At 71.9% G+C, this 24,587-nt stretch carries 16 protein-coding genes; 8 read left to right on the top strand and 8 right to left on the bottom strand.

Features of this window, described 5'->3' with window-relative positions; translation table 11 throughout:
- Positions 1-64 precede the first annotated feature (64 nt).
- Both ACIBI5_RS35510 and ACIBI5_RS35505 read right to left on the bottom strand, forming a co-directional pair.
- A complete protein-coding gene (locus ACIBI5_RS35510) occupies positions 65-2,533 on the bottom strand; it encodes an FtsX-like permease family protein (protein ID WP_397253200.1) in 2,469 nt (822 codons plus the stop codon).
- Positions 2,533-3,306, bottom strand: a complete 774-nt coding sequence (locus ACIBI5_RS35505; protein ID WP_397253198.1) for an ABC transporter ATP-binding protein — start codon at positions 3,304-3,306, stop codon at positions 2,533-2,535. The genes ACIBI5_RS35510 and ACIBI5_RS35505 overlap by 1 nt, the downstream gene beginning before the upstream one ends.
- A gap of 397 nt (positions 3,307-3,703) precedes the next feature.
- On the opposite strand from ACIBI5_RS35505, the gene ACIBI5_RS35500 reads away from it, so the two are divergent.
- The 5 genes from ACIBI5_RS35500 to ACIBI5_RS35480 all read left to right on the top strand — a co-directional run bounded on the left by ACIBI5_RS35500 (position 3,704) and on the right by ACIBI5_RS35480 (position 10,799).
- Entirely contained in the window at positions 3,704-8,944 is a 5,241-nt protein-coding gene (locus ACIBI5_RS35500) for an amino acid adenylation domain-containing protein (protein ID WP_397253196.1), read from the top strand.
- A 133-nt stretch (positions 8,945-9,077) separates the two neighbouring features.
- On the top strand, positions 9,078-9,692 hold the full coding sequence (locus tag ACIBI5_RS35495) for a TetR/AcrR family transcriptional regulator (protein WP_397253194.1): 615 nt from the start codon (positions 9,078-9,080) through the stop codon (positions 9,690-9,692).
- Positions 9,693-9,702: 10 nt separating this feature from the next.
- Positions 9,703-10,161 carry a dihydrofolate reductase family protein gene (locus ACIBI5_RS35490; protein ID WP_397253192.1) on the top strand — a complete coding sequence of 153 codons (459 nt, stop codon included), beginning with the start codon at positions 9,703-9,705 and terminating at the stop codon, positions 10,159-10,161.
- Positions 10,162-10,263: 102 nt separating this feature from the next.
- Entirely contained in the window at positions 10,264-10,563 is a 300-nt protein-coding gene (locus ACIBI5_RS35485; RefSeq protein WP_397253190.1) for a type II toxin-antitoxin system Phd/YefM family antitoxin, read from the top strand.
- Positions 10,560-10,799, top strand: coding sequence for a hypothetical protein (locus ACIBI5_RS35480; protein WP_397253188.1), 240 nt, complete (start codon positions 10,560-10,562; stop codon positions 10,797-10,799). Before ACIBI5_RS35485 ends, ACIBI5_RS35480 begins: the two co-directional genes overlap by 4 nt.
- A gap of 98 nt (positions 10,800-10,897) precedes the next feature.
- On the opposite strand, the gene ACIBI5_RS35475 is transcribed toward ACIBI5_RS35480, so the two are convergent.
- Complete coding sequence (locus ACIBI5_RS35475) at positions 10,898-12,301, bottom strand: PLP-dependent aminotransferase family protein (protein WP_397253186.1); 1,404 nt, start codon at positions 12,299-12,301, stop codon at positions 10,898-10,900.
- A gap of 49 nt (positions 12,302-12,350) precedes the next feature.
- Here ACIBI5_RS35475 and ACIBI5_RS35470 point away from each other — a divergent pair, with 49 nt between their 5' ends.
- Positions 12,351-13,520, top strand: a complete 1,170-nt coding sequence (locus tag ACIBI5_RS35470) for an aminotransferase class V-fold PLP-dependent enzyme (RefSeq protein ID WP_397253184.1) — start codon at positions 12,351-12,353, stop codon at positions 13,518-13,520.
- Between the two features lie 273 nt (positions 13,521-13,793).
- Here the strand turns inward: ACIBI5_RS35470 and ACIBI5_RS35465 are convergent, their stop codons facing one another.
- The 5 genes from ACIBI5_RS35465 to ACIBI5_RS35445 are packed head-to-tail and all read right to left on the bottom strand — an operon-like array spanning position 13,794 to position 20,409.
- Positions 13,794-16,136 carry an Ig domain-containing protein gene (locus tag ACIBI5_RS35465; protein WP_397253182.1) on the bottom strand — a complete coding sequence of 781 codons (2,343 nt, stop codon included), beginning with the start codon at positions 16,134-16,136 and terminating at the stop codon, positions 13,794-13,796.
- A 21-nt stretch (positions 16,137-16,157) separates the two neighbouring features.
- The gene (locus tag ACIBI5_RS35460; protein WP_397253180.1) at positions 16,158-17,438 is read right to left on the bottom strand and encodes a Gfo/Idh/MocA family protein; all 1,281 of its coding nucleotides are present in this window, start codon (positions 17,436-17,438) and stop codon (positions 16,158-16,160) included.
- On the bottom strand, positions 17,435-18,244 hold the full coding sequence (locus ACIBI5_RS35455) for a carbohydrate ABC transporter permease (RefSeq protein ID WP_397253178.1): 810 nt from the start codon (positions 18,242-18,244) through the stop codon (positions 17,435-17,437). The genes ACIBI5_RS35460 and ACIBI5_RS35455 overlap by 4 nt, the downstream gene beginning before the upstream one ends.
- Complete coding sequence (locus tag ACIBI5_RS35450) at positions 18,241-19,140, bottom strand: carbohydrate ABC transporter permease (protein ID WP_397253176.1); 900 nt, start codon at positions 19,138-19,140, stop codon at positions 18,241-18,243. Before ACIBI5_RS35450 ends, ACIBI5_RS35455 begins: the two co-directional genes overlap by 4 nt.
- The gene (locus tag ACIBI5_RS35445; protein ID WP_397253174.1) at positions 19,141-20,409 is read right to left on the bottom strand and encodes an ABC transporter substrate-binding protein; all 1,269 of its coding nucleotides are present in this window, start codon (positions 20,407-20,409) and stop codon (positions 19,141-19,143) included. It lies immediately after the preceding gene.
- 54 nt (positions 20,410-20,463) lie between these two features.
- Here ACIBI5_RS35445 and ACIBI5_RS35440 point away from each other — a divergent pair, with 54 nt between their 5' ends.
- On the top strand, positions 20,464-21,600 hold the full coding sequence (locus ACIBI5_RS35440; protein WP_397253172.1) for an ROK family protein: 1,137 nt from the start codon (positions 20,464-20,466) through the stop codon (positions 21,598-21,600).
- Positions 21,601-21,779: 179 nt separating this feature from the next.
- Entirely contained in the window at positions 21,780-24,575 is a 2,796-nt protein-coding gene (locus ACIBI5_RS35435) for an AAA family ATPase (protein ID WP_397253170.1), read from the top strand.
- Positions 24,576-24,587 lie beyond the last annotated feature (12 nt).

Below are 24,587 nucleotides of genomic sequence, written 5' to 3'. Positions count from 1 at the left end.
GTCCAGCGGGCCGGCCTCCCCTTCGGCCGGGTGCTGGGCGAGATCCCCAAGGCCCGCGATCACCTCACTCGGTCGCCACCGCCTCGATGGGCGGGCGCCGCGTGCTCCGCCAGGCGGGGACCAGCATGGACACCAGGGCGAGCGCCGCCGCCGCCGCGACGATCGACACGAACGTCAGGGGAGAGCCGGACGGCAGCGGCGTCCCCTTCACCACCAGGCTGAACGGCACCAGCGTGGTGGCGGCGGCGATTCCGCCCAGGAGGACGCCGATGATCGCCACCAGCGCGCCCTCGACCAGGACCATGCGCATCACCTGCCCGCGGGTCGAGCCGGTCAGGCGTTGCAGGCCGAACTCGCGCCGCCGCGCGAGCGTGGCCATGACCTGGGTGTTCACCACCGCGATCACGGTGTACGCGGCGATCATCCCGACCAGCGCGTAGTTCACCCACGCCCCGAGCGCCGCCTGGTCATGGAAGGAGCGCAGCTGTGCCGTACGGTCGCCCAGGACGACGTCGTGACGGCCGGCCGCGAAGTCCCGCAGCGCCCCCGTGTCAGCGGACCGCACCAGGAGCTGCGTCGGCAGCCCCGCGGACGTGTGCGGGGCCAGCGTGCGCACCGGCATGAGCAGCGTCTCGAACCCCGGCCGGGCGGAGACGGTCGCGACCACCTTCGCCGCCAGGGGGGACCCGTCGCCCAGCCGCAGCTTGACCGTGTCACCCACGCCCACGCCCCAGCGCCGCGCCAGCGGGGACGGCAGCGCCACGGTGTCGCCGGTGAGGGCGGACAACGATCCTCCGGTCACCGTGTACCCCGTCGTCTGGCTCACCCCGTCCGCGCTGACACCCTGGACCGGCCTGCCCTCGTCGGATCCGTCGGCCGGATCCATGACGAACACCGACGACGACACGACCTCGGACACCGCGCTCACCCCGGGCACCGCACGGACCCGTTCGGCCACGGCAGGGGAGATCCCGCCCGCCGTCGCCGTCAGCACGGCGTCCGCGCGCAGATTCTCGGTGTACGCCAGCTGCGCCGCGTCGGTCATCGTGCTCTGCAGGAAGATGTTGGCGGTGGCGATCCCGGTGGCGAGCATGATCGGCGTCGCCGCCGCGGCCACCTTGACCGTGTACGCCCCGGCATTGATCATCGCCAGCCTGCCCGGCTCACCGGAGACCAGCCCCAGCGGCCGGCGCAGCAGGCGTACGCACACCGTGGTCACGCCCGGCGCGATGAGCGCGAGCCCGATCGCCCACACCATCGAGGTCGGACCGGCCGTGGCCGCCGCGACCGGCCCCTCGAACACGGTCACGGTCGCGACCATGAGCACGATGCCGCCCGCGAACGTCAGCGACGCCAGGATCGCCCGCGGCCGGGTCAGCCAGCGCCGCTGGATCGCCGCCTCCGCCAGCGCCTGGGTGGGCCGGATCCGGGCCGCCCGGTGGGCGGCGATCAGTGCCGCGCCGGCCGCGCTGAGCAGGCCGACCCCGACCGCGACGAGGACCGGCAGCACGCCCTGCTGGTAGGTCAGCTGCGGCGGCGTCATGCCGGCGCCCGCCATCAGGCTCAGCAGCCACTTCGCGAGCAGGACGCCGGGCAGGCACCCCAGCGCCGACGCGACCGCTGCCAGCAGCGTCGACTCGCCCAGCACCATGGCGCGCAGCTGGCCCGGCGTGGTGCCGATCGTGCGCAGGAGCGCCATCTCCCGCTCGCGCTGCTGAATGGACAGCACGAGCGTGGAGGCGATGACGAACACCGCCACGGGAACGGTGAGCCCGCCGGTGACGCCGGCGAGGATGACCAGCATGGTCCCCGCCGCCGCGACCTCGGGGAACTCCGAGACGCCGCGCTCGTTCCCGGTCAGCAGGACCGCGTCCGTCCCCTTGACCACCTCCGCCACCCGGCGCGACAGCTCGGCGACGTCGGCGCCCGGGGCCGCGACGACGCCGATCAGGTCGGCCCCGCCGGTGCCCGACAGCCGCGTCACGTCGGCGGTGGCGAAGTAGACGCCGTCGCCGGCGACCGTGCCACTGACCTGGTACCGGCCCTCCTCCCCCCGGGCCACGAGGTCCACCGAGTCACCCGTCCGCACGCCGTACCCGCTGCCGAGGACGACCTGTCCCGGCGTCGGCGCCGAGCCGTCGGCGAGCGTGTACGGGGCGAGCACGCTGCTCGCCCAGTCGTGCCCGCTGACCTGCCTGCCCCGCAGCGAGACGGGAACACTGACATCCGGTACGGCGGCGCCGACCCCGGGCAGGTCACGGATCCGGTCGGCGAGCTCGCGCTCGACCCGTACCCGCTCGGGCAGGAGCGCCGTCTCCGCCTCGTCGCCGCCGCCCGGCAGCTCCAGGGTCTTCCCGGCGACGACGTGGATGTCGGCGGCGGCCAGGCGCTGCAACGGCGCCGTGGCACGCACCCCGGTCTCCATCAGCGCCCCGGTCGCGAACACGATGACCGCGCCGAAGAACATGGCGACGAACGTTCCGACGAAGGCGCCCCGGCGGTGACGCAGCGAGCGCAGAGCGATCCCGAACATCAGCGTCCCCCCGCCACGGCGTTCCCGGCGGCCCACGCGCCGAGGTGGGTGAGCCGGTCGGCCACCGCGTCGGCGGTCGGCCGGGCCAGCGAGCCGGCGAGCCTGCCGTCGGCCAGGAACACGACCTGGTCGGCGTACGAGGCCGCCACCGGGTCGTGGGTGACCATGATGATGCTCTGGCCGCTGTGGTCGACGGCCGAGCGCAGCAGGTCAAGCACTTCCCGCGCGGTCCTGGTGTCGAGGGCGCCGGTGGGCTCGTCGGCGAAGATCACCGCGGGCCTGGTGACCAGCGCCCGCGCGATCGCCACCCGCTGCTGCTGACCGCCGGACAGTTCGGCGGGCCGGTGGCCCACCCGGTCCGCGAGCCCGACCCGGCGTACCACCTCGGCGACCAGCGCCCCGTCGGCCTTCCTGCCCGCGAGCCGCAGCGGCAGCGTGATGTTCTCCGTCACGTTCAGCGCCGGTAAAAGGTTGAACGCCTGGAAGACGAAGCCGATCCGCTCGCGCCGCAGGCCGGTCAGCGCACGTTCCGACAGAGTGGTCAAGTCGGTGCCGTCAAGGGTGACCGATCCTTCCGTCGGCCGGTCCAGCCCCGCCGCGCAGTGCAGCAACGTGCTCTTGCCCGAGCCCGACGGTCCCATCACCGCGGTGAACGTCCCCTTGCGAAAGCCCAGGGTGACGCCGTCGAGCGCGGTCACCCCGCTGTCCCCGTGCCCGTAGATCTTGCGTACGCCGCTCAGGCCGACGGCCACCGGCGCGTTGTTCACGTCCATCTCTGCCCCCTTGTCCTTGCTCTGGCCATGAGCGTAGGGAGCGGGCCGCCCCGAGACGATCATGCTGGCGGTACCCAGGGGGTAGGGGCAGCACTACCACGCGTCTCCGCCTCAAGAGATCCGATGTATTGACCCGAAAATCGACACAAGGTAAGGGCTTCCATAATAGTAAAGTTTGTTAACTTGTCGCCCCGTGCGCTGGTGCTATGGGGTTGCGGAGGCTCCGGGATCCGCGATTATGGCGACTTGCGGCAGGAATAGCGGACGTGCGAAACTGGCGTGGGTTTAATTGGAAAGATTCTTTCCAGTAAGGCCGCTCCCCGTCCGAAGGCCGGCCGGTCGATGCCCCCTTTTCCGCTATACATCCAATGTCTTCACGCGTCTTGGAGGTATCGCCATGACCACCGACCACGCGGTCGCCGGCCGTGCTCAGGTGCTGTCGTCCGGGCAGGAGCGGTTGTGGTTCCTGAGCCAGCTCGACCCGGGCAGCGCCTCGTACAACATGTTCGTCACCGAACGCCTGCACGGGACGGTCGACGCAGGCGCGCTCGAACGCGCGCTCGTCACGGTCGCGGCCAGGCACGAGGTGCTGCGCACCCGCTACGCCGACGAGGACGGACGGCCCGTCGCGATCGTCGACCCGCACCCGCGCGTAACGCTGGCCAGGGCCGACCTGGAGGGCGCCGGCGTGGAGGAACGTGCCGCGCGCCTGGTGACCGAATGGACCGGGCGGCCGTTCGACCTGGTGGAGGATCAGCCGCTCCGGGCCTGCCTGATCCGGCTCGGAGCGCGCGAGCACATCCTGGTCGTCGTGCTGCACCACATCGCCGCCGACGGCTGGTCGCTGGGCATCCTGCTGGGCGAGATCAGCCGCTGCTACAACGGTGAGCCTCTGGGCCCGCCCGCCCCGCAGTACGCGGCCCACGCGCGCGAGCAGCGTGAGAAGGACACCACGCCGCCCGCCACTCTCGTCGCCCGCCTCACCGGAGCGCCGGACCTGGAACTGCCGGCGGACCGGCCGCGCCCGCTGGTCAAGACCACGGCGGGCGGCCGCGTGGTCACCACCCTGCCCGCCGGGCTGAGCGAGCGGATCGGGCTGCTGGCCAGGCGGGAGCGGTGCACGCTGTTCATGACCTTGATGGCCGCCTTCCAGGCGCAACTGTCCCGCTACAGCGGCCAGCACGATGTGTGTGTGGGCACGCCGATCTCCACCCGCGACAGCGAGGAACTGGAGCCGGTGATCGGCTTCTTCCTCAACACCGTGGTGGTGCGGACCGATCTGTCGGGCGACCCCACGTTCCGCGAGCTCATGCGCCGGGTGCGCGGCACCGCGATGGAGTCGTTCATGGCCGCGGACGTGCCCTTCGACCGGCTGGTCGAGGCGCTGGACGTGCGCCGGGACCTGAGCCGCACACCGCTGTTCCAGGCCGAGCTCGTGATGGGCGCCGAGACGACGGGCGTGCTCGGACTCGACGGCGTGACGGCCGAGCCCTACGACCCCGGGACCGCCCGCGCCAAGTTCGACCTGACGCTGGAGGCGTCGCCCGGCGCCGGCGGGTTACGGCTCTTCCTCGTCTACAGCAGCGACCTCTTCGACCACGCCACCGCCGAGCGCTTCTGCGGCCACTTCGTCAACCTGCTGCGCCAGGTGGCCGGCGATCCCGGGTTACGGCTGTCGGAGCTCGAACTCGCCGGGCCCGGGGAACGTGCCCTGCTCGACGCGTGGAGCAGGGCCGAGCCGGTGCCCCCGCCGGCGCGCACGCTGCACGGGATGGTCGAGGCGACCGCCGCCGCGTGCCCTTCGGCCCCGGCCGTCGTCCAGGGCGAGCGCACGCTGACCTACGCCGAGCTGGACGGCCGGGCCAACCGGCTCGCCATGATGCTCAGGGACAGCGGTGTGGGCGGGCAGGACCGGGTGGCGATCTGCCTGGAGCAGTCACCTGAACTGGCCGTGGCCGTGCTGGGCGTGCTCAAGGCAGGTGCCGCCTACGTGCCCGTCGATCCCGAACAGCCCGCCGACCGGCTGGCGTACCTGCTGGCGGACTCGGGCGCGGCGGCGCTGGTGTCCGACCGCCGGGTGGGCGGATTCGACGGCCCGGTGCTCGACGTTCCCGCGGCCGGAGCCGGGCCGGTCGGGGCGCCGGCCGGACCGGCCGACCTGGCGTACGTCATCTACACCTCCGGGTCCACCGGGCGGCCCAAGGGCGTGGCCGTCCAGCACCAGCAGGTCCTCAACTACCTGTCCGACGTGCGCGAACGCTTCGGCGTCGTGGACGGGGCCCGGTTCGGGCTGCTGCAGTCGCTCTCGTTCGACTTCGGGATCACGGTCTTCTACCTGGCGCTCATGACCGGCGGGACCGTGGAGCTCTACCCGTCGCGGATCTCCGGCACCGAGTTCGCCGACCACGGGCTGGACTACCTCAAGATGACGCCCTCCCACTTCGGCGCGCTGGCCGCCGAAGTGGCGCCGGAACGGCTGCTGCCCCGCCGTACCCTCATCTTCGGCGGCGAGGGGTCGAGCTGGCAGCAGACCAAGGAACTCGCGGCGCTGGGCCGGTGCGAGATCGTCAACCATTACGGCCCCACCGAGACCACCGTGGGCGTCACCACCTACACCGTCACCCCCGACGACGAGGTACGCGGCCCGGTCACGCCCATCGGCCGCCCGCTGGGCCACGCCCGCGTGTACGTGCTCGACGCCGGCATGCGCCCGGTGCCGATCGGCGTGGCCGGCGAGCTGTGCGTGGGCGGCGATCGGCTGGCCCGCGAGTACCTCGGCCGGCCCGACCTGACCGCCCAGGCGTTCGTGACCGTCCGTGGCGAGCGCCTCTACCGCACCGGCGATCTGGCCCGCTGGCTGCCCAGCGGCGACCTGGAGTTCCTCGGCCGCCGCGATCTGCAGGTGAAGATCCGCGGCTACCGGGTCGAACTGGGCGAGATCGACGAGGCGTTGCGGAAACTGCCCGGCGTGGCGTACGCGGTGGCCGACGCCCGCGGCGCGGCCGGATCCAAGGAACTGGTCGCCTACCTGGTGGCCGACGGCCAGGCCGTCCCGGTCGGCGAGCTGCGCCGCGAGCTCGCGACCGCGCTGCCCGAGTACATGATCCCCACGCGCTACGTCTGGCTGGACCGGCTGCCGCTGAAGTCCCACGGCAAGGTCGACCGGGCCGCGCTGCCCGAGCCGGAAGGCGAGCGCCCCGAACAGGGCGTGGCCTTCGAGCCGCCGTCGGGACCCGTGGAGGAGACGATCGCGGCGGCGATGGCCGAGGTGCTCGGGCTGTCCCGGGTCGGCGCGCTCGACGACTTCTTCGACCTGGGCGGGCACTCCCTGCTGGCCACCCGCGTCATCGCCAGGCTCCGCCGCGACCTGCCGGAGGAGTGCGCGCCGGTCAGCGTGATGGACCTGTTCCAGCACCCCACTGTGCGGAGGCTGGCCGAGGTGGCCGCCGCGCCGTCCGCGCGGCGCGGGCTGCTCTATCTGCTCACCCCGCCCGGGCCCGCCACGCGCACCCTCGTCTGTGTCCCGTACGGCGGGGGCAGCGCGGTGGTCTACCAACCTCTGGCCGGCGCCCTGCCGCGTGGCACGGCGCTGTACTCGGTGGCCGTGCCCGGCCATGACCTGGGCCTGGAGGAGGAGCCCCGGCCGCTGGCGCAGGTGGCGGCCGAGTGCGCGGCGGAGATCCTGGAGAAGGTGGACGGGCCGCTTTCGCTGTACGGGCACTGCGGGGTCGGTGGCGCGCTGACCGTGGAGATCGCTCTCCTGCTGGAGCGGGCCGGTCGCCAGGTCGAGACCGTGTATCTGGGCGGGATCTTCCCTTTCGCCAGGCCGACGCGCGGGCTGCTGGGCCTGTGGGCCAAGGTCACCGGCGGCGGCCGGTGGCGCAGCGACCGCGAACAGCTCAACTGGCTGACCTCGATGGGGGCCGACCTGGGCGATCTCGACGAGGAGCAGCGGGCGTTCATCGTGCGCAACATGCGGCACGACGCACGGCAGGCCGAGGAGTACTTCACCGGCCTGCTGCAGGCGAACGTCCCGTCGCGGCTGCGCGCGCCCATCGTGTCGATCGTGGGCGAGCAGGACCCGACGACGGAGTACTACGAGGAGCGCTACCGCGAGTGGCACTTCCTGACCGGGAACACCACGCTGGCGGTGATCGAGGAAGCCGGTCACTATTTCCTGAAATATCGGGCGGATGAGCTGGCGGCGATCGTGTCCCGCGAGCCGCTCGCCCCCGGCGACGGCGGCGCGGGGTGGAGCGTTTCCTCCAGCTCCGCCTCCGTCTCCGGCGGCGTGCGGGCCCCGGACGCGGGGCCCGAGCCGAGCGTGCGGCGGTTCCTGGCCGTGGCGCTCGGGCAGATGGCGACGATCACGGGTGCGACGATCACCGAGTTCGCCATCCCCATCTGGATCTACCTCACCACGGGGCGACTGGCCCAGATGGCGCTGATGACCGTGCTCGCCGTGATCCCGGGTGTGCTGGCCGCACCGCTGGTCGGCGCCATCGTCGACCGGTCGAGCAGGCGGGCGGTGATGCTCGCGGCCAGCCTGGCCGGGCTCGCCATCCAGTCGGCGGCCGCGATCCTGCTGTTCACCGGCGGGCTCGACACCTGGACCCTGTATCCGCTGCTCACGCTTCTGTCCGTGGCGCTGGCCTTTCAGCGGGTCGCGTACTCCTCGGCGATTCCCCAGCTCGTGCCCAAGCGCTACCTCGGCCACGCCAACGGCGTGGCGCAGATGACGGCGGGTGTGGCCCAGTTCGTCGCCCCGCTGATGGCCGTGGGACTGATGTCGGTGATCGGCCTGGGCGGCATCCTGATCGCCGACATCGTGGGATACCTGGTGGCGGCGACCGTCCTGGTGCTGATGCGCTTCCCCGCCACGCTCGCGCACCGGCGCAGGGAGACGGTCGGCGCCGAGATCAAGGCCGGTTTCCGGCTGTCGATCGGCAACCGGGACTTCCGGGCGATGGTGACGTTCTTCGCGCTGCTGGCGGTCGTGCTGTCGCCGGTCTTCATGCTCTACTCGCCGCTCGTCCTCTCCTTCGCCGGTTTGCCCGAGGTCGGCACGGTGGCGCTGTGCGGCGGTGCGGGCGCGGCGGCCGGCGGCCTGTGCATGAGCCTGTGGGGTGGCCCGCGGCGCAGGCGGATGACCGGCATGCTGCTGCTCACCCTGGTGATCGCGGCGTCCTGCGTGATCGTCGGCCTGACCCGGTCGCTCGTGCTGATCGGCATCGGCGCGTTCGGGGTGTCGCTCGGACTGGCCCTGGTCAACGGCGTGTACGCGACCATCGTCCAGGTGAAGGTGCCCCAGCGCTACCACGGCCGGGTGTTCGCCCTCAACCAGATGGTCGCCTGGTCCACGATCCCGCTCGGGGTGGGCGTGCTGACGCCGTTCGCGGAGCGGGCGCTCGAACCGCTCATGCTGCCCGGGGGAGCGCTGGCGTCCACCGTGGGCACGGTGCTCGGCACCGGTCCTGGCCGCGGCGTCGCGCTGATCTACGTCATCTTCGGCTTGTCCATCGCGGTGCTGGTGGCCGGAGCGCTCAGGACCAAGGTGCTCGCCCGGTTCGACGACCGGGTCCCCGACGCGACCCCGGACGATCTCGTCGGAGTGGCGCGGATCAGGGAGGGCGGATGACCTGGTTCCGCGGGTTCTCCGCGCCGGCTCGGCCGATGGATCTCGTGCGCGGGAAGGTCGTGCGCCGGTCCGGGCGGTGGTGGCGAGCGGGCACCCAGCGTGAAGCCCCGGCGCTCCGGGTAATCTCGGCAGGATGAGGGCGGCCAGGCGTGACGGGATCCAGCGGCGCAACGAGATTCTGGATGCCGCGTTGCAGTGCTTCGACCGGCAGGGCCTGCTGGCCACGGGGATCGAGGACATCCGCCGTGCCGCCGGGGCGAGCCCGTCAAGCGTCTACCACCTGTTCGGCGGTTTCGGCGAGCTGACGCTGGCGCTGCTGATCCGGACGTTCGAACGGGCCGGCGCTCACCTGGAGAAGGACGTCCTCGCCTCGGCCACCGCGCGCGACGCGGTTCGCGCCCTGGTCAACGCGCACCTGGCGTGGGTGGAGGGGAACCGGGTGGAGGCCCGTTTCATGTATCAGGCCATGGCGCTGGAGCTGGCGGCGGATCGTGCCGCGGAGCTCGCCGACGCGAAACAGCGGTTGCTGGCGCCGGTCATGGCGCGGCTGGCACAGGTCGCCGGGCCGGGGGAGCTGCCGGAGTGGACGCCGGAGCAGCTGCAGACGGTACTGCTCGGGCCGAGCCACGACGCGTGCCGGCGGATGCTGGCCACCGGCGAGGGCGATCTCGCCTGGGCGCGGGCCGTGCTGCCGGAGCTGGCCTGGCGGTCGATCCAGATAGTTGGAAGTTCTCTCCAACTAGAGTAGGGTCCCTCTCATGAGGACGATCCTTTACACGTCGATCAGCCCCGATGGCCGTCTTCACCGCGCCGAAGACGGCCACCGCATTCCGCCCGCCATCCTCATGGATTTCCTGACCACCGCCCGGGAGACGGGCAACCTCGTCATGGGCCGGGGGACCTTCTCCCTCATGGCACTGCCGCCGGAGCTCGCCGGCGTCGACGTCGTCGTGCTGTCGAGGCAGCGGCAGGACCTTGAGGGGGCGCACGTGGCCGCTTCCCCGGCCGAGGCGCTGCGCCACCTCGAAGCCCTCGGGCATGACACGGCGCTCCTCGCGGGGGGCGCCGAGACGTACGCCGCGTTCGTGGAAGAGGGGCTGGTGGACGAGGTCCGGCTCAACCTCCTGCCCTCAGGCGGCGCGCCCGTCCGCCCGCTCAGGACCCGCAACCTGAGCGACGGCACCTTGCAGATGGCGGCCGCCGTCGGCAGGGACTGAACTCACCTTGTACATGTTGAGCAAGCTGTGCAGCATGGACACTTTGCCGTACGGTGGAACCGCAGGAGCCACCCGGGCAGAGGAATCCGCAGGAGAGTCACCATGGCCACCACCGACCCGATGGGCATCGCCGAAGCCCGAAGTCAGCTCGGCACGCTGGTGGCGCGAGCCGTGCACGGCCACCAGCCCACCACCATCCGCCGGTCCACGACGGAGCGGGCCGTCCTGATCTCCGAAGACGACTATGAGGAACTGCTGCGCGCCCGCCGTGAGCTGGAGGCCGGCCACGTCGCCGAGGCGATCGCCGCGCACGGCCGCGGCGAGCGCGAGATGGTGACCTACGACAGCAGGGCCGCCCTGTACGCCGACCTCGGCCTGCCCGCCCCCGGCGAGCGCTCTTGAAGCGTCTCCTCCACGTCGACCTTCCCGTCCGCGACATCCTGCGTCGGGCCGCGCTCGGCCTGCGTGCGGTCATCGCGGACACCCTGCTCGATCTGATCGAGGACCCCGAACCGCTCGGCGCTACGCCGTACGGCGGCATCCCGGACGCGCTCGAGCTCCGCACCGACACCTTCCGCCTGATCTACACCCACGGCCCCGATCACGTCTCGGCCTGGGTCCTGGAGATCAACACCTGATCACGGCTCGACCTTGTCCGCACCGGCTACAACCGCGTGGTGACCATCAAGACCGTGGCCGTGGGCATTCATCCCCAGGGGCCACCGCGGCTGAGTGGTCAAGCGGGCCCGGGGTGGATCACCGCGAGCCGCTGTACGGCTTCGGTCAGTTCGGCCTGGTCGGCGGTGGCGGCGAAGCCGAGGCGCAGGTAGGCCGCCGGGAGTTCGGTGGCGAAGTAGCGGCTGCCGGCGCTGACGGCGACGCCGTGCTGACGGGCCGCAGCGGCGATCACGGTGTCGTCGGTGCCGTACGGCAGGCCGACCCACAGATGGAGCCCGCCCGTGGCGACACGGGTGAGGCTCCAGCCGGGAAGGTCGCGCGTGACGGCGGCCGCCAGCGCCGCGCACCGCTCCCGCAGCGCCGCGGCCAGCGAACGGAGGTGCCGTTCCCACGTGGGAGAGCTGAGGAGTTCGAGCGCCGTTTCCTGCAGCGGGCGGGTGACGAAGAAGTCATCGACCAGGCGGATGGCGCGCAGGCGTTCCATCACCGGGCCTCGGGCGACCAGGGCGCCGATGCGCAGGCTCGGCGCCGCCGGTTTGGTGAGCGAGGTCAGGTAGATCACGGTGCCGTCGCGGTCGTCGGCCAGCAGGGGCGGCGGTACCGGCGTGCCGTGGCCGAGGTGACGAGCGAAGTCGTCCTCGATCACGAACGCGCCCGCCGTCCTGGCCGCGTCGATGATCTGCCGCCGGCGTTGGGGGGCCAGCACGGTGCCGGTGGGGTTGTGGTAGGTCGGCTGGCAGTACAGCAGGCGGGCGCGGGTCATGGCGAAGGCGTCGGCCAGGAGGCCGGGCTGCAGGCCGTCGGCGTCCATGGGCACCGGCACCGGGCGCAGGCCCGCCGCCCTGGCGGCGGCGATCGCCCCCGGATAGGTGGGCGACTCCATCAGGATGGGGTCGCCCGGCGCGGCGATGGCGCGGAACGCCATGGACAGGGCGCTCTGCCCGCCGGAGGTGACCAGGACGTCGTCCGCGCTCACGCCGTCACCGGCCATGGTGGCGAACACGCTGCGCAGCGCCGCCAGGCCGGCGGCGGGCGCGCGGTCCCAGGCGTCGGGGCGGCGGGCCGCCCGGGCCAGCGCCGCGGTCAGGATCTTGCCGGGCCGCAGCGATCGATGCAGGTAGCCGCCGTCCAGCATGATCGTCCCCTCGGGTGGCGCGCCGAGGGCGTCGGTGAGGACGCGGGTGTCCACGCTCCGGTCGGCGAGGGTGACGGTCTGCCAGGCGGTGTCGGTCACGGCGGCGCGCCGCTGGAGGCGTGCCGCCACGTACGTGCCGCTGCCCGGACGGGTGATCACCACGCCCTCGGCGGCGAGCGTGGCGATCGCCTGCGACACGGTGGCGGGGCCGACCCGGTGGAGCTGGATCAGCTCCCGGCTGCTGGGCAGACGGTCGCCCGGCGACAGCCGGTCGATCATCGCGCGCATGCTGGCCGCCAACTCCGCCGAACTGCTACTGTCTGACATGAGAGACAATAGTAGCGCTTCCAGCGTTCCGGCAGAATCGCTTCTGGACGTGACGGCCCTGCGCGCGGACACCCCCGGTGCCGCCGACGTCGTGCACTTCAACAACGCCGGTTGCGGCCTGCTGGCCGCGCCCGTGCTGGCCGTGATGCTCGACCACCTGCGGCTGGAGGCGAACATCGGCGGCTACGAGGCCTCGGCCGCCCGCGCCGGCCAGGTCCGCGAGTTCTACACCGAGACCGCCGCATTGATCAACTGCGCTCCTGAGAACATCGCCTTCGCCGGTAGCGCCACCCACGCGTTCTCCACCGCCCTGTCGGCGATCCCGTTCGAGGCCGGTGACGTCATCCTCACCACCCGCAACGACTTCATCTCCAACCAGATCGCCTTCCTGTCCTTGGCCAAGAGGTTCGGCGTGCGGGTCGTGCACGCGCCCGACCTGCCCGAAGGCGGGGTGGACGTGGCGGCGATGGCCGCGCTGATGCGCCGGCACCGCCCGCGGCTCGTGGCCGCCACCCACATCCCCACCAACTCCGGCCTGGTCCAGCCGGTCGCCGACATCGGCCGGCACTGCCGCGAACTGGACCTGCTGTACCTGGTCGACGCCTGCCAGTCCGTCGGCCAGTACCCGATCGACGTCGCGGAGATCGGCTGCGACCTGCTCACCGCCACCTGCCGCAAGTTCCTGCGCGGTCCGCGCGGCTCGGGCTTCCTGTACGTGTCCGACCGGGTGCTGCGCGCGGGCTACGAGCCGCTGTTCATCGACATGTACGGCGCGCGCTGGGTCGAGCCGGGCCGCTACCGGCCCGTCGAGACGGCGGCCAGGTTCGAGGACTGGGAGTTCCCCTATGCCGCCGTCCTCGGCTGCGCCGCCGCCGCACGGTACGCCCGCGAGGTCGGCATGGACGCCATCGCCCGCCGTACCCCGGCCCTGGCCGCGAACCTGCGCGACAGGCTCGCCGAGCTGCCCGGGGTCCGGGTGCTGGACCACGGCCGGCGATTGGGCGCCCTGGTCACCTTCGCCGTCGGCGGTTGGCGGCCGGAGCCCTTCAAGGCGGCCCTGGACGCGCGCCGTATCAACTCGGCGCTCAGCTTCCGCCACTTCGCGCAGTTCGACTTCGGCGACAAGGACGTCGACTGGTGCCTGCGCCTGTCGCCGCACTACTACAACACCGAGCAGGAGGTGGACCAGGTCGTCGCGGCCGTCGCCGGCCTCGTCTAGATGTACTGACCACGGAGGTCGGGTACGCGGGTGGCTGGTGGGTGGCCGCTGAGTGATCGCGTCCCGGCCCTGGTCGGCCGATACGGCGTAGTCGATCGCGTCGCAGCGCAGGCCGTCGCCGAACGGCCGCGGGGTGAACTCGTTGTGCGCCAGGCCGTGCCAGTCGCCGGTGTCCGGATCGACCCACAGGCCGGTCAGCCCGCAGATCCCGGCACTTCAGGGACTTTGCGCCCCGCGCTGTTGCCCTTTCCGGGGTGACCGCGACGACGCTCTCTAGCGGCGCACGGTCAGTTCATAGGTGGCCTTCGCGGGGGCAAGCCCTGCCGTGCTGTGGGCGGTGACGGTGAAGGTGGCCTTCCCGGTGTGCCGGGGAGTGCCGATGATGCCGCCCGTGTCCTGGTTGAGGGACAGGCCCTCGGGCAGGGCGCCGCCGGTGAGCTCGTACCTGATCGTGGCGGGGGTGTTGGTGGTGAGTCTCGCCGCGTAGAGCCGGTGGCGGGTGGCGGCGGGCAGGGCGGTGGTGGTCAGCGCCGGGGCCGGCACGGTGACCTGCTGGGGTGACCCGATGGGCCGGCCCGACGCGTCGAGCTCCTGCAGCGACCACTTCTGGCCGGCGGTGACGACCGAGAGGCGCCAGTTGGTGCTCTTGTCGAGGAAGCGGGTCTTCTGCTCCTCGGTGAAGGCGCCGAGGTTGCGCGCCGTCTCCCATTGGTTGATCGCGTCGAGCACCTTCCTGGCGTTCTCGCCGCCGGAACGGAGGCTGGACAGCGAGGTCTGGAACCCGGCCCCCGCGTTCAGCCCGGCGCCGCGTGCCAGCTTGCTCTCGATGCTCAGCAGCGGCTCCGATCCCTTGAGGCTGATCCAGCCGAGCATGCCGGGCAGGAAGTTGGCCCGGTAGAAGGCGTTGTTGACGAAGACCTGGTCCATGCTGGTCACGCCGACCTCGCCCCAGCTCGCCCGGGTGAGGGCGTCCCAGGTGTTGGAGGTCATGCGGCTGGTCTCGGTGATGTAGCCGTCCTTGGCCTTGAGCTGGCGGAAGTTTCCGTTGATCAGCCGGGCCTGGCCGTAGTTGCCCCATCCGGACTCCGAGGCCGACTCCACGCCGTCGTAGGAGTGGGACATGATGCCGGTGGTGTTCCAGGCCGTGGCCAGGCGGGTGGCGATCTCGTCGATGACGCCGAGGCCGCCGATGGCCCCCGCGTACGAGTTCATGATCATCCTGGCGGCCTTGTCCCCGGCGGCGTGGGAGGCGGCCGGCGAGCCGGCCTGCGCTCGCTTCAGGCCGCTCACGACCCACTCGTCGCCGTCCTGGCGCGCCTCGCCGTAGGTGAGGAGCTCATCGCCGATCCGCAGCGCCTTGAAGTGCAGGCCGGGGGCGAACGGCGCGCCGGAGTCGACGTACATCGTGGTGTCGGCGGCCGCCAGCGGGCGGGTCAGCCGGGCACGCTGGCCGGAGGCGAGCCTGCTGTCGGCGGGCGCGGGCTGGACGTAGCGGTCATCGAGGCTGATGAAGTCGGAGATGGTGTGGACGCCGAGCCGTACGCCTTCGGCCTTGGCCAGATCCACGGTCCGCTTCGCGCCCTCGTCGGAGCCGCCCATGCCCGCGTCGAACCGGTAGTGCCCGGTCGTTTTCCACGGCCCCACGGCGTTGGGCAGCGAGTAGAGGTAGCCGATCCCCGCCGCCTTGGCGTACGTGGCCGCCTCCTGGACGTTGTGCGTTCGCAGGTCGCTCAGGACGAGGAAGGACTGGCTGTTGGCCTGCGCCGTCTTCTGCCACTGACCGTTCTGCGTGGGGTACGGCAGGCCCTCGCCCTTGGCGATGTTCGCCAGGACCGTCGGGGTGAGCTCCGGCGCGGCTCCGAACAGCGCGATCTCCGACCCGGTCACCTTCCCCTCGTCGCCGGCCAGCGGGCCGACGGGAATGGGGTAGCCGCCGAGGTTATGCCGCTGCCGTTCCCTGGTGTAGTCGTAGGTGAAGGCCCGCAGCACCGAGCCCCAGCCGGTCCTGCCCGCCGCGCTCCACTCCTCGTGCGGCGCGACCTGCAGGTCGGAGGGGTTGCCGGCGACCTCGCTCTCCCAGCCGAGCTCCTGGTACTCCTGCGGCCAGGCGCCCTCGGTCCGGTCGGCCAGCGGCCGCAGGCCCACGGCGAACGCCTCGTCGCGGACCACGCCGACGGTCTCGCCGACGGTGCGCGTGATGGAGGTGGCCAGCGGGCCCCACAGCAGGGTCTGCACGTCTCCGTCGGCGCGGACGTCGGTCGCGGTGAGGGTGGTGTAGCCGGGCTTGGCCACGACCTTCACCTCGACCGTGAAACCCTCGCCTCTGAAGGTCAGCCGGTCGTGCCCGCGCCGGTGGACCCGGGTCGGCCGCAGCTGCCTGCCGTCGACCACCAGGCTGACCAGGGAGGCGGACTTGCCCGCCGCCAGGTAGTCGGTGCCGGTTCTGGTGTCGCGCAGCCCGGTCACGGTGCCGGCGCGGTCGAGCTCGATGCCGAGGTAGCCGGCGGTGATGCCCGGCGCGCCGCGGCCGGTGCCGGCCGCGGCGGCGTCCGTCATGATCAGGGGCAGCGCTCCGGCCGCCAGTACCGCGGTGGCCAGCTTTCCAAGATGACGCATGAACTTCTCCTTGCTGGGGGATCAGAGGTGTTCGAGCCGCCCCAGGCGGCGGGCACGTTCGGCGGCGAAGACGACCCGGTGGCTGTCGACGCTCTCCTGGATGCCGGACAGGATCAGGTCGGGGCGGCCCTCGTGCAGGGCGGTGACGAAGGATTCGATGAGTGACTCGTCGCCGCCCGCGTGGCCCTCGGCGGTGGTGGATCCGCCGCGTGAGGTGTCGACCGTGGTGGTCCGTTCGGACGCGAAGTCGTAGACGTGGATGAACCGGCCGTCGCCGGTGAGCTGGCCGAGCGTGCCGAAGATCTTGGTGTGGCGGTTCTCGAGGGGCGTGAAGGCCGTCATCGTGAACGAGGCCGTGGCGCCGCCCTCGAACTCCATCCCGACCACCTGGTGGTCGACGACGTCGTTGTCGCTGGCGTAGACGCACCTGCCGTACGGCCCTTCGGCCAGCGCCCGGGTGACGGCCTCCTCGGTGAGCACCCCGCCGGACATGACCCGGGTGAAGTACCGCTTGGTCCCGCCGTGCCGCAGCCCGTCGCGGTAGAGCGTGACCGCCGAGTACGCGCAGCTGTCGCGCAGCGGGCAGTCCAGGCACCGCTCGGCCGCCCCGGCGGGCCGGTTGGCCGCGGTGAAGTGCTTCAGCCCTCCGAAGGAGGAGACCGTGGTGACCTTGCGGCCCACCACGGCCGTCAGCCAGTCGATGTCGTGGCAGGACTTGGCCAGCAGGGCGAAGGCCGTCTCGTCGGCACGCCGCCAGTTGCCGCGGACGAAGGAGTGCGCGAAGTGGTAGAAGCCGATCGGTTCCAGGTGCTCCACGCTGACGATCTCGCCGATCCGCGGGAGCAGCTCGCGCAACGTCCTGGTGTACGGGGTGTAGCGCATGACGTGGCAGACCGCGATCGTGGCGCCCGTCCTGGTGGCCGCCTCGCCGACCGCGAGGACCTGCTCCTCGACCGGGGCGATGGGCTTTTCCAGCAGGATGTCGTAGCCCTGCCCGGCGAAGACCTCGGTGGGCTCCAGGTGGTCGGCGTCGAGGGTGGCGATGATCACCGCGTCGGCGACGCGGCCCTGGGCCGCCATCGTCCGCCAGTCGTCGAAGATCCGGTCGGGCTCGAGCGCGTGCCGTACACCGAATCGATCGCGGACGGCGGCGCGCGGCTCGGCCACGGCGACCACCCGCACCTTGTCCGGATGACGCGCGGCCAGTTCGGCGTAGGCGGCCCCGCGGGCGCCCGCGCCGGCCACGGCCAGCGTGACGGGCCGGTCGAGCCGCTTCCCGGCATGGTCCTTCAGGTTGATCATCCTTTGACCGCTCCCCCGGTGAGTCCCTTGACGAAGTGCTTTTGCAGCAGCAGGTAGAAGATGAGGATGGGCAGCGCCGAGAGCATCATCAGGCCGAACATGCCGCCGTAGTCCCGCTGGAACTGGCCGAGCGCCCGGTAGACGCCGACGGTGACGGTGGTGCCGCCGGCGGGGCCGAGGATGATCAGCGGGTTGAGGAAGTCGTTCCAGATCCACACGCCCAGGAAGATCAGCACGCTCGCGGTGGCCGGTCGCAGCAGGGGGAAGACCACCCGCCAGAACGTGCCGAACCGGCCGGCGCCGTCGATCGCGGCGGCCTGCTCCAGCTCGATCGGGATGGCCCGGATGAAGCCGGAGAAGACGAAGACGCCGAACGGCACGTAGTAGCCGACGTTGAACAGCACCAGTCCGCTGATCGTGCCCATCAGGTGCGTCAGGTTGAGCACCTGGGTCACCGGCACCAGGATCACCTGCGGCGGGATCATCAGCCCGGCCAGCAGGACCAGCAGCATGACCCGCGCGAAGCGCGAGCGGGTGCGGCAGACGTAGTGGCCGAGCATCGCGGAGACGATCGTCAGCAGCACGATCGACAGCACCGTCACCGTGACGCTGTTGATCAGGCCGTTCCAGAAGAGGCCGTCGGGGCGGGTCAGGGCCTGGGTGAGGTTGTCCAGCGTGGGCGGGATCGGCGGCGCCGCGGGGGAGGCCGTGATGTCCGGGCCGTGCTTGAACACGTTGGCGACCACCAGATACAGCGGCAGGAAGAAGGCGGCGGCCACGCCGATCGCGAGCACCTTGCGGATCACAGGTCCACCTCCCGGCGGTTGAGCACCCGCAGCACCACGCCGGAGACGATCGTGATGATCACCAGCATGAGGACGGCCATGGCCGACGACTCGCCCGTGCGGTTGGCGGTGAAGCCCACCTGGATCACGTTGAAGGCCACCGTCGCGGTGGTGCCGACGCCGGGACCGCCCGCGGTGAGCACCTGGATGTGGTCGTAGGCCTTGAATCCGGTGATCAGCAGCATGACCGTGTTGGTGGTCAGCGCGGGTGCCAGCAGCGGCCAGGTCACCTTGCGGAACCGGATCCACGCGCTCGCCCCGTCGATCGAGGCGGCCTCGTGCAGCGACTGCGGCACGCCCTGGAGCGCGGCCAGGTAGACGACCGAGCAGAAGCCGAGCATCTGCCAGCTGATGATCATTCCGATCGAGTACAACGCCAGATCGGGATCCGACAGCCAGCCGATCCGGGCGCCGAGCAGCCGGTTGATCAGGCCCTCGTCCTGCAACATCGCCATCCAGACGACGCTGACCACCACCGAGCTGAGCACCACGGGGACGAAGAACACGCTGCGCAGCGCGTTGTAGAGCCGGCCCTTGCGGTCCAGCAGGACGGCGACGCCGACCCCGGCCACGTTCGGCACGATCACGATGATCAGCGTGAGGATCGTGGTGACCTTGAGCGAGGTCAGGAAACCCGAGTCGGTCAGCAGCCGCAGGTAGTTGTCCAGGCCGACGAAGCGGGCCGTGGGAGTGAACAGGTTGGCGTTGGTCAGGCTGTACCCGAGGCTGAGCAGGATCGGCGCCAGCACGAAACAGGCGTAGACCAGCAGTCCCGGGGCGACGAAGCTCAGCAGGTAGGCCAGCCTGTCCCAGGGGACGGCCGCCTTGCGGGCGGCCGCGGGAGCGGTGCGAAACATCTACCGGCCGCCCGCCTTGGCCCACTCCTCGTCCAGGACCTTGGCCGCCGTGTCGCCGTCGGTCTCGCCCGCGATGATCTCCTGGGCGAGGGCGAAGACCTTGTCGCCGACGCCGGGCAGCAGGGCGTCGTCGCCCGTCTCGACGGTGAAGGCGTTGACGACGGTTCCGGACCTGAGCACGTCGAGGGTGGCGTTGTAGACCGGGCCCATCGGCGGCGGCTGGTAGCCCTTGACGGCGATGATCGCGGCGTCGGTCTTGACCAGCACCGCGTTGTTGCCCGGGTCCTGGTTGAACTCCAGCGCGAAGGTCCTGGCCGCTTCGAGGTTCTTGGACCTGGCGTTCACGATCGGCCCGCCGCCGGTGAAGGCGGGAACCACGACCTTGCCGTCGTCGGTCGGCCAGGCGAAGACGCCGACGTCGAAGGCGGGCTTGTTGGCCTCCGCGGAGGCGGCGAACCACGAACCCATCGGGTACATGGCTCCCTTGCCGTCCAGGAACGCCCTCTCGGTCGAGGGATAGTCGCGGCTGAGCCCCGCCTTGTCCACGTATCCCCGCTTGACCAGGTCGGCGAACTTCCGTGTGGCCTTCACGAAGAGCGGGTCGCTGAAGCGCACCTGCCCGGCCCGGCGCTTGAGCAGGAAGTCGGGCTGCCGGGCGTAGACGTCCGAGCCGACGAGCGCCATCCAGAGGTAGCCGGCCGCGAAGGCGTCCTTGCCGCCGCCGCCCACGACGAACGGGTTGACGCCCTTGTCCTTGAGCTTGCCGGCGATGTCGAGCAGGTCGGCGTACGTCTTGGGCGGCGCGCCGACGCCGGCCTCGGCGAACAGCTTCTTGTTGTAGTAGACCAGCGGCGTCGGCTGGGTGTTGTAGGGGAGCTGGTAGATCTTCCCGCCCAGCGGGTTCGACCGGGGGAAGTCGTAGTTTTTCAGCTCCTCGTCGCTCCAGGCGTACAGGTTGCCGCTCTCGGCGAACCCGCTCGGCGCGATGGCCTGCATGACGTCGGGCAGTTGCCCGGAGGCCAGGAGTTGCTTGGCGTAGGCGTTGCGCTCGCCGGCGCTGGGCGCCACCAGCTTCTTCACCGCGATGTCCGGATGCTTGTCGGTGACCCGCTTGATCGCCGCGTCCCAGTACTGCGGGGTCAGGTTGGGCGTCTCGAACGTGAGGAAGGTGACCTCCTTCTTCCCGCTGGGCACCGGCTGTTGGCTGCCCGCTGGGGCACACGCGGCGAGTGCCAGTGCGGCAGCGGTGAGGACCATGGCCTTCTTCATGGTGGATATTTTTAGTAGGTCTTCAAATAATTCACAATGCCCTACCATCAAATCGTGACCTTGACCGGACAGGACCCAGCCCTGCTGCGCCGCCTCAACGCGGCAGCCGTGTTGCGCGCTCTCCATGGCGCCGAGGAGCTCACGCTGACCCAGATCGTCAAGACGACGTCGGTGTCCAGGGCGACGGTGGAAGACGTGCTCGCGGGCCTGCCCGACCTGGTGGAGGAGGTGGTTCCCCCGCCGGGCGGCCCGCGCTCCGTCGGCCGTCCCGCCAAGCGCTACCGCTTCAGGGCCGAGGCGGGGCATGTCGTCGGCCTCGACATCGGCCCGCACAAGGTGCTGGCCGTCACCGCCGACCTCAAGGGCACGATCGTCGACACCCGCAGATCGGCCGTCACCCCCGGCACCGACCCCGCCGCCAGGATCGCCGCGGCCAAGGCGGTGGTGCGCAGATCCCTGCGGTCGGCGGGCGTCTCGTCCGTGCGCGCGCTCGGTGTCGGTACGACCGGTGTCGTCGATCCCGCGGCGGGCAAGGTCGTGCTCAGCGACCGGCTGCCCGCATGGACGGGCATGGACCTGCGCTCCGCCCTGGACGGCCTGGCCGGCGGCCCCGTCCTGGTGGGCAACGACACCAACCTGGCGGCCGTCGCCGAACGCTGGCGCGGAGCGGCGGCGGGCGCCGACGACGTGCTGTGCATCCTGGTCGGCAGGAGCATCGCGGCCGGCCTGCTCATCGGCGGCAAGCTCCACCAGGGCCGCAACGGCGCGGCCGGCGAGATCGGGGTGATGCGCGCCTTCGGCTGGTACACCGCGCTCGACCGTTTCCTGGCCTACGCCGGCCACGACCCCGAGCGCGAAGGCTCCGCCAGGAGCGCCGCCGAACGGGTCTTCGAGGCCGTCCGCCAGGGTGACGAGGAGGCCGCGACGATCGTCCGCGCCTTCGCCAAGGACCTGGCCAAGGGCATCGGCGCCGCGGTGCTCACCGTCGATCCCGAACTGGTGGTGGTGGGCGGGGGCATGTCGGGCGCGGGCGAGTTGCTGGCGGCGCCGCTGCGTGCGGAACTGGCCGGGATCTGCCTGTTCCCGCTGCGGGTGGAGGCCTCGACGCTGGGCACCGAGTCCGTCGCCCTGGGCGCGGTACGGCTGGCACTCGACCACGTGGAGGACGAACTCTTCGGCGTCCGGGCCTGAAAGCGGAGAAGGGCCGGCAGGGGTCCGCGACGCGCCATTCCCCAGGCGGGCACCAACCCCTAAACTCGGCATTTCACGGCCTGTTATCCGGCGTTGTCCAACCGAGCACGTGAACGGGACACGACATGACCGCAGCCTTGGGACAGTCGGCGGTGACGCGGATACGGACGAGGTCGCCCGTGCTCGTCGGACGGGAGCAGGAGCTGGGCGACCTGCTCGCGCTCGTGTCGGCCCGGCCCGCGGTGGCGATGATCGAGGGCGAGGCGGGGGTCGGCAAGAGCCGCCTGGCCGGGGAGCTGATCGCCCAGCCGGACCTCGCGAGCTTACGGATCCTGACGGGCTACTGCCAGCCGCTGCGCGAGCCGTTCCCGTTCGGTCCCGTGCTGGAGGCCGTGGACGGCCTGCGCGGCTTCACCCACCCCTTCCAGCGCGCCCGCCTCAGCCCGGTCACCGGCATGCTGCGCGATCTGCTGCCCGAGCTGTCGGAGCACCTGCCGCAGTCACCGGCCCCCACCGGCGACCCCCAGGCCGAGCGTCACCGGTTGTTCCGCGCGGTCCGCGAGGTGCTCGGCGCCGCGGGACCGGCGCTGCTGCTGATCGAGGACCTGCACTGGAGCGACGAAGGCACCCGCAACCTGCTGTCGTTCCTGCTGTCGAACCCGCCGGCCAACCTCGCCGTCGTGCTGAGCTACCGGCGCGAGGAGGTCGCGGGCGGCGTGCCGCTGGGCCGCGCCTACCGTCCGCCGCCCCGCGCGGGCAGCATCGTGGTACGGCTGCGCCCCCTGACCCTGGGCCACGTCCGCACCCTGGCCTCCTGCATCCTCGGCGGCTCCGTCCCCCTGGACTTCGCCACGCGCCTGTACGAGCGCACGGCCGGCCTGCCGTTCGTCATCGAGGAGACGCTCCGCGCGGTGCGCTCCTCGGCGGGCGGCCTCCCCCTGGACGGCGCGGCCGCCCGCCGCCTGCTGGAGAACGCCGAGGTCCCCGTGCTGCTGCGCGAGGCCATGGCCGAACGGCTGGCGAGCCTGTCCGGCGACGCCATCGCGCTGGTGCGGGCCGTGGCGGTCCTGGGCACACCCGCGACGCTGGAGCACCTGCGAGAGGTGTCCGGCCTCGACGACCAGCGCTGCCGGAGCGCGCTGGGCGCCGCACTCGACCGGGGAGTCCTGCACGAGATCGACGGGTGCGTGTACGGCTACCGCCACGCCCTGGCCCGCCAGGCCGTCTACGCCACCATGGCCGGATACGAGCGCCGCCGCCTGCACCTGCGGGTGATCGAGGTCCTGCGCCGCCTCGACCCGCCGCCACTGGTCCGCCTGGCCGACCACAGCAGTCATGCGGGCCTGGCCGAGGACGCGCAGCGCTACGGCGAGGCCGCGGCCGACGCCGCCGTCCGGGTCGGGGACATCGCCACCGCCACCCACCTGCTCCAGCGCCTGCTCAACGACCCGGGGTTGCCCGCCGGAGACGTCGACCGGCTGGCCATCAAACTCGGCGAGATCGCGCACACCGGCCTGGATCAGCGCGACCCGTCCACCACGCTCACCCGGCTCCTGGACGACCCGCGCCTGTCGGCCGCGGCGAGAGGGGAGGTGCGGCTGTTCCTCGGCTGGATGCTGATCCGCCAGGCCGAAGGGCTGGACGAGGGCCGTGCGGCGATCGCCCAGGCCGTGGACGAGCTGGAGGACCGGCCCGACCTGGTCGCCAGGGGGATCGCCTCGCTCGCCCTGCCCTACCTCGGCACCACGCCGCTGGCGCGGCTCCACCCCTGGACGCAGCGGCTGAAGGTGGCGCTGAAGAGGGTCCCCGAGGGGGAGCTGCGCATGTCGCTCCTGGCCAACTACCTGCCGTCCCTGGTGACCGTCGGCGACCCGGGCGCGCTGCGGGTACCGGACCAGGCCTCCGGCCTCGGCGCCCAGCGGCATCTGGCCCGCCTGCGCTGCAACCTCGCCGACTCCTGCGTCTGCACCGGCCGCTACGAGCAGGCCGGGCACCTGCTGCGCGACGGGCTGAACCTGGCCGCGCGGGTCGGCGCCACGTTCGTGACCAGCACCGGGCAGGCCACGCAGGCCCGGCTGGACTGGATGCTCGGCCGCTGGGAGGGCCTGGACGAGCGCACGCTGCGGCTGCTGGAGGAGTACCGCGACCTGCTGCCGGTCGCCAGCGAGCTGTCGCTGGTGCTGGGCTGGCTGGCGACCGCCCGGGGCGAGTGGGAGCAGGCGGAGAGCTGGCTGGCCGGCACCGGCATCGCCGTACCCCAGGAGTCCATCATCCCCGTCGTGCTCAGCGCGTTCGCCGCGCGCGCCAAGGCCCGCCTGGCCAGGGGCGAGCGGGAGCTGGCCGGCACGGACGTCGAGCGGGGGCTGCACGTCGCGCGGACCAAGGGCGTGTGGGCCTGGACGGGCGAGCTGGTCCCGGTGGCGGTCGACGTCCTGATGGAGAGCGGGCGGGCGGAACAGGCGCGTACCCTCCTCGCCGAGCTCGAACGCGGCCTCGCCGGGCGGCACGCGCCCCTGGCCGCCGCGGCCGTGCGGATGGCCGGCGGGCAGCTCGCCGAGGCCGGCGGCGACCTGGCCGCGGCGCGGGCGCACTTCGAGGAGGCCAGGCGGCTGTACGAAGAGCTGCCCGCGCCCTACTACGCCGCCCTGGCCGCGGAACGGCTCATCCTGTGCGGCGGGGCCGTGGAGGGACTCGCCGGGCTGGGCGACGTCTTCGCCGCCCTGGGCGCCACCTACGACGCCGAGCGGTGCCGCCACCACCTGCGCGAGCGCGGGGTCGTCGTGCGCCGCGGGCGGCGGGGCTACGGCGACACGCTCTCGCCCCGCGAGCAGGACGTCGCGCGGCTGCTGGCCACCGGCCGCACCAACAGGGAGATCGCGGGGATGCTGTTCCTGTCGCCGCGCACGGTGGAGACGCACGTCGCCCGCATCCTGCAGAAGCTGGGCAAACACTCCAGGACCGAGTTGCTTCAGTAGGTAGCCGCGGGC

It is taken from the genome of Nonomuraea sp. NPDC050540 (assembly GCF_044457485.1).
Taxonomy (GTDB): domain Bacteria; phylum Actinomycetota; class Actinomycetes; order Streptosporangiales; family Streptosporangiaceae; genus Nonomuraea.
Note: the sequence above shows the minus strand (reverse complement) of the source record. Positions and strands in the feature narration are given on the sequence as shown.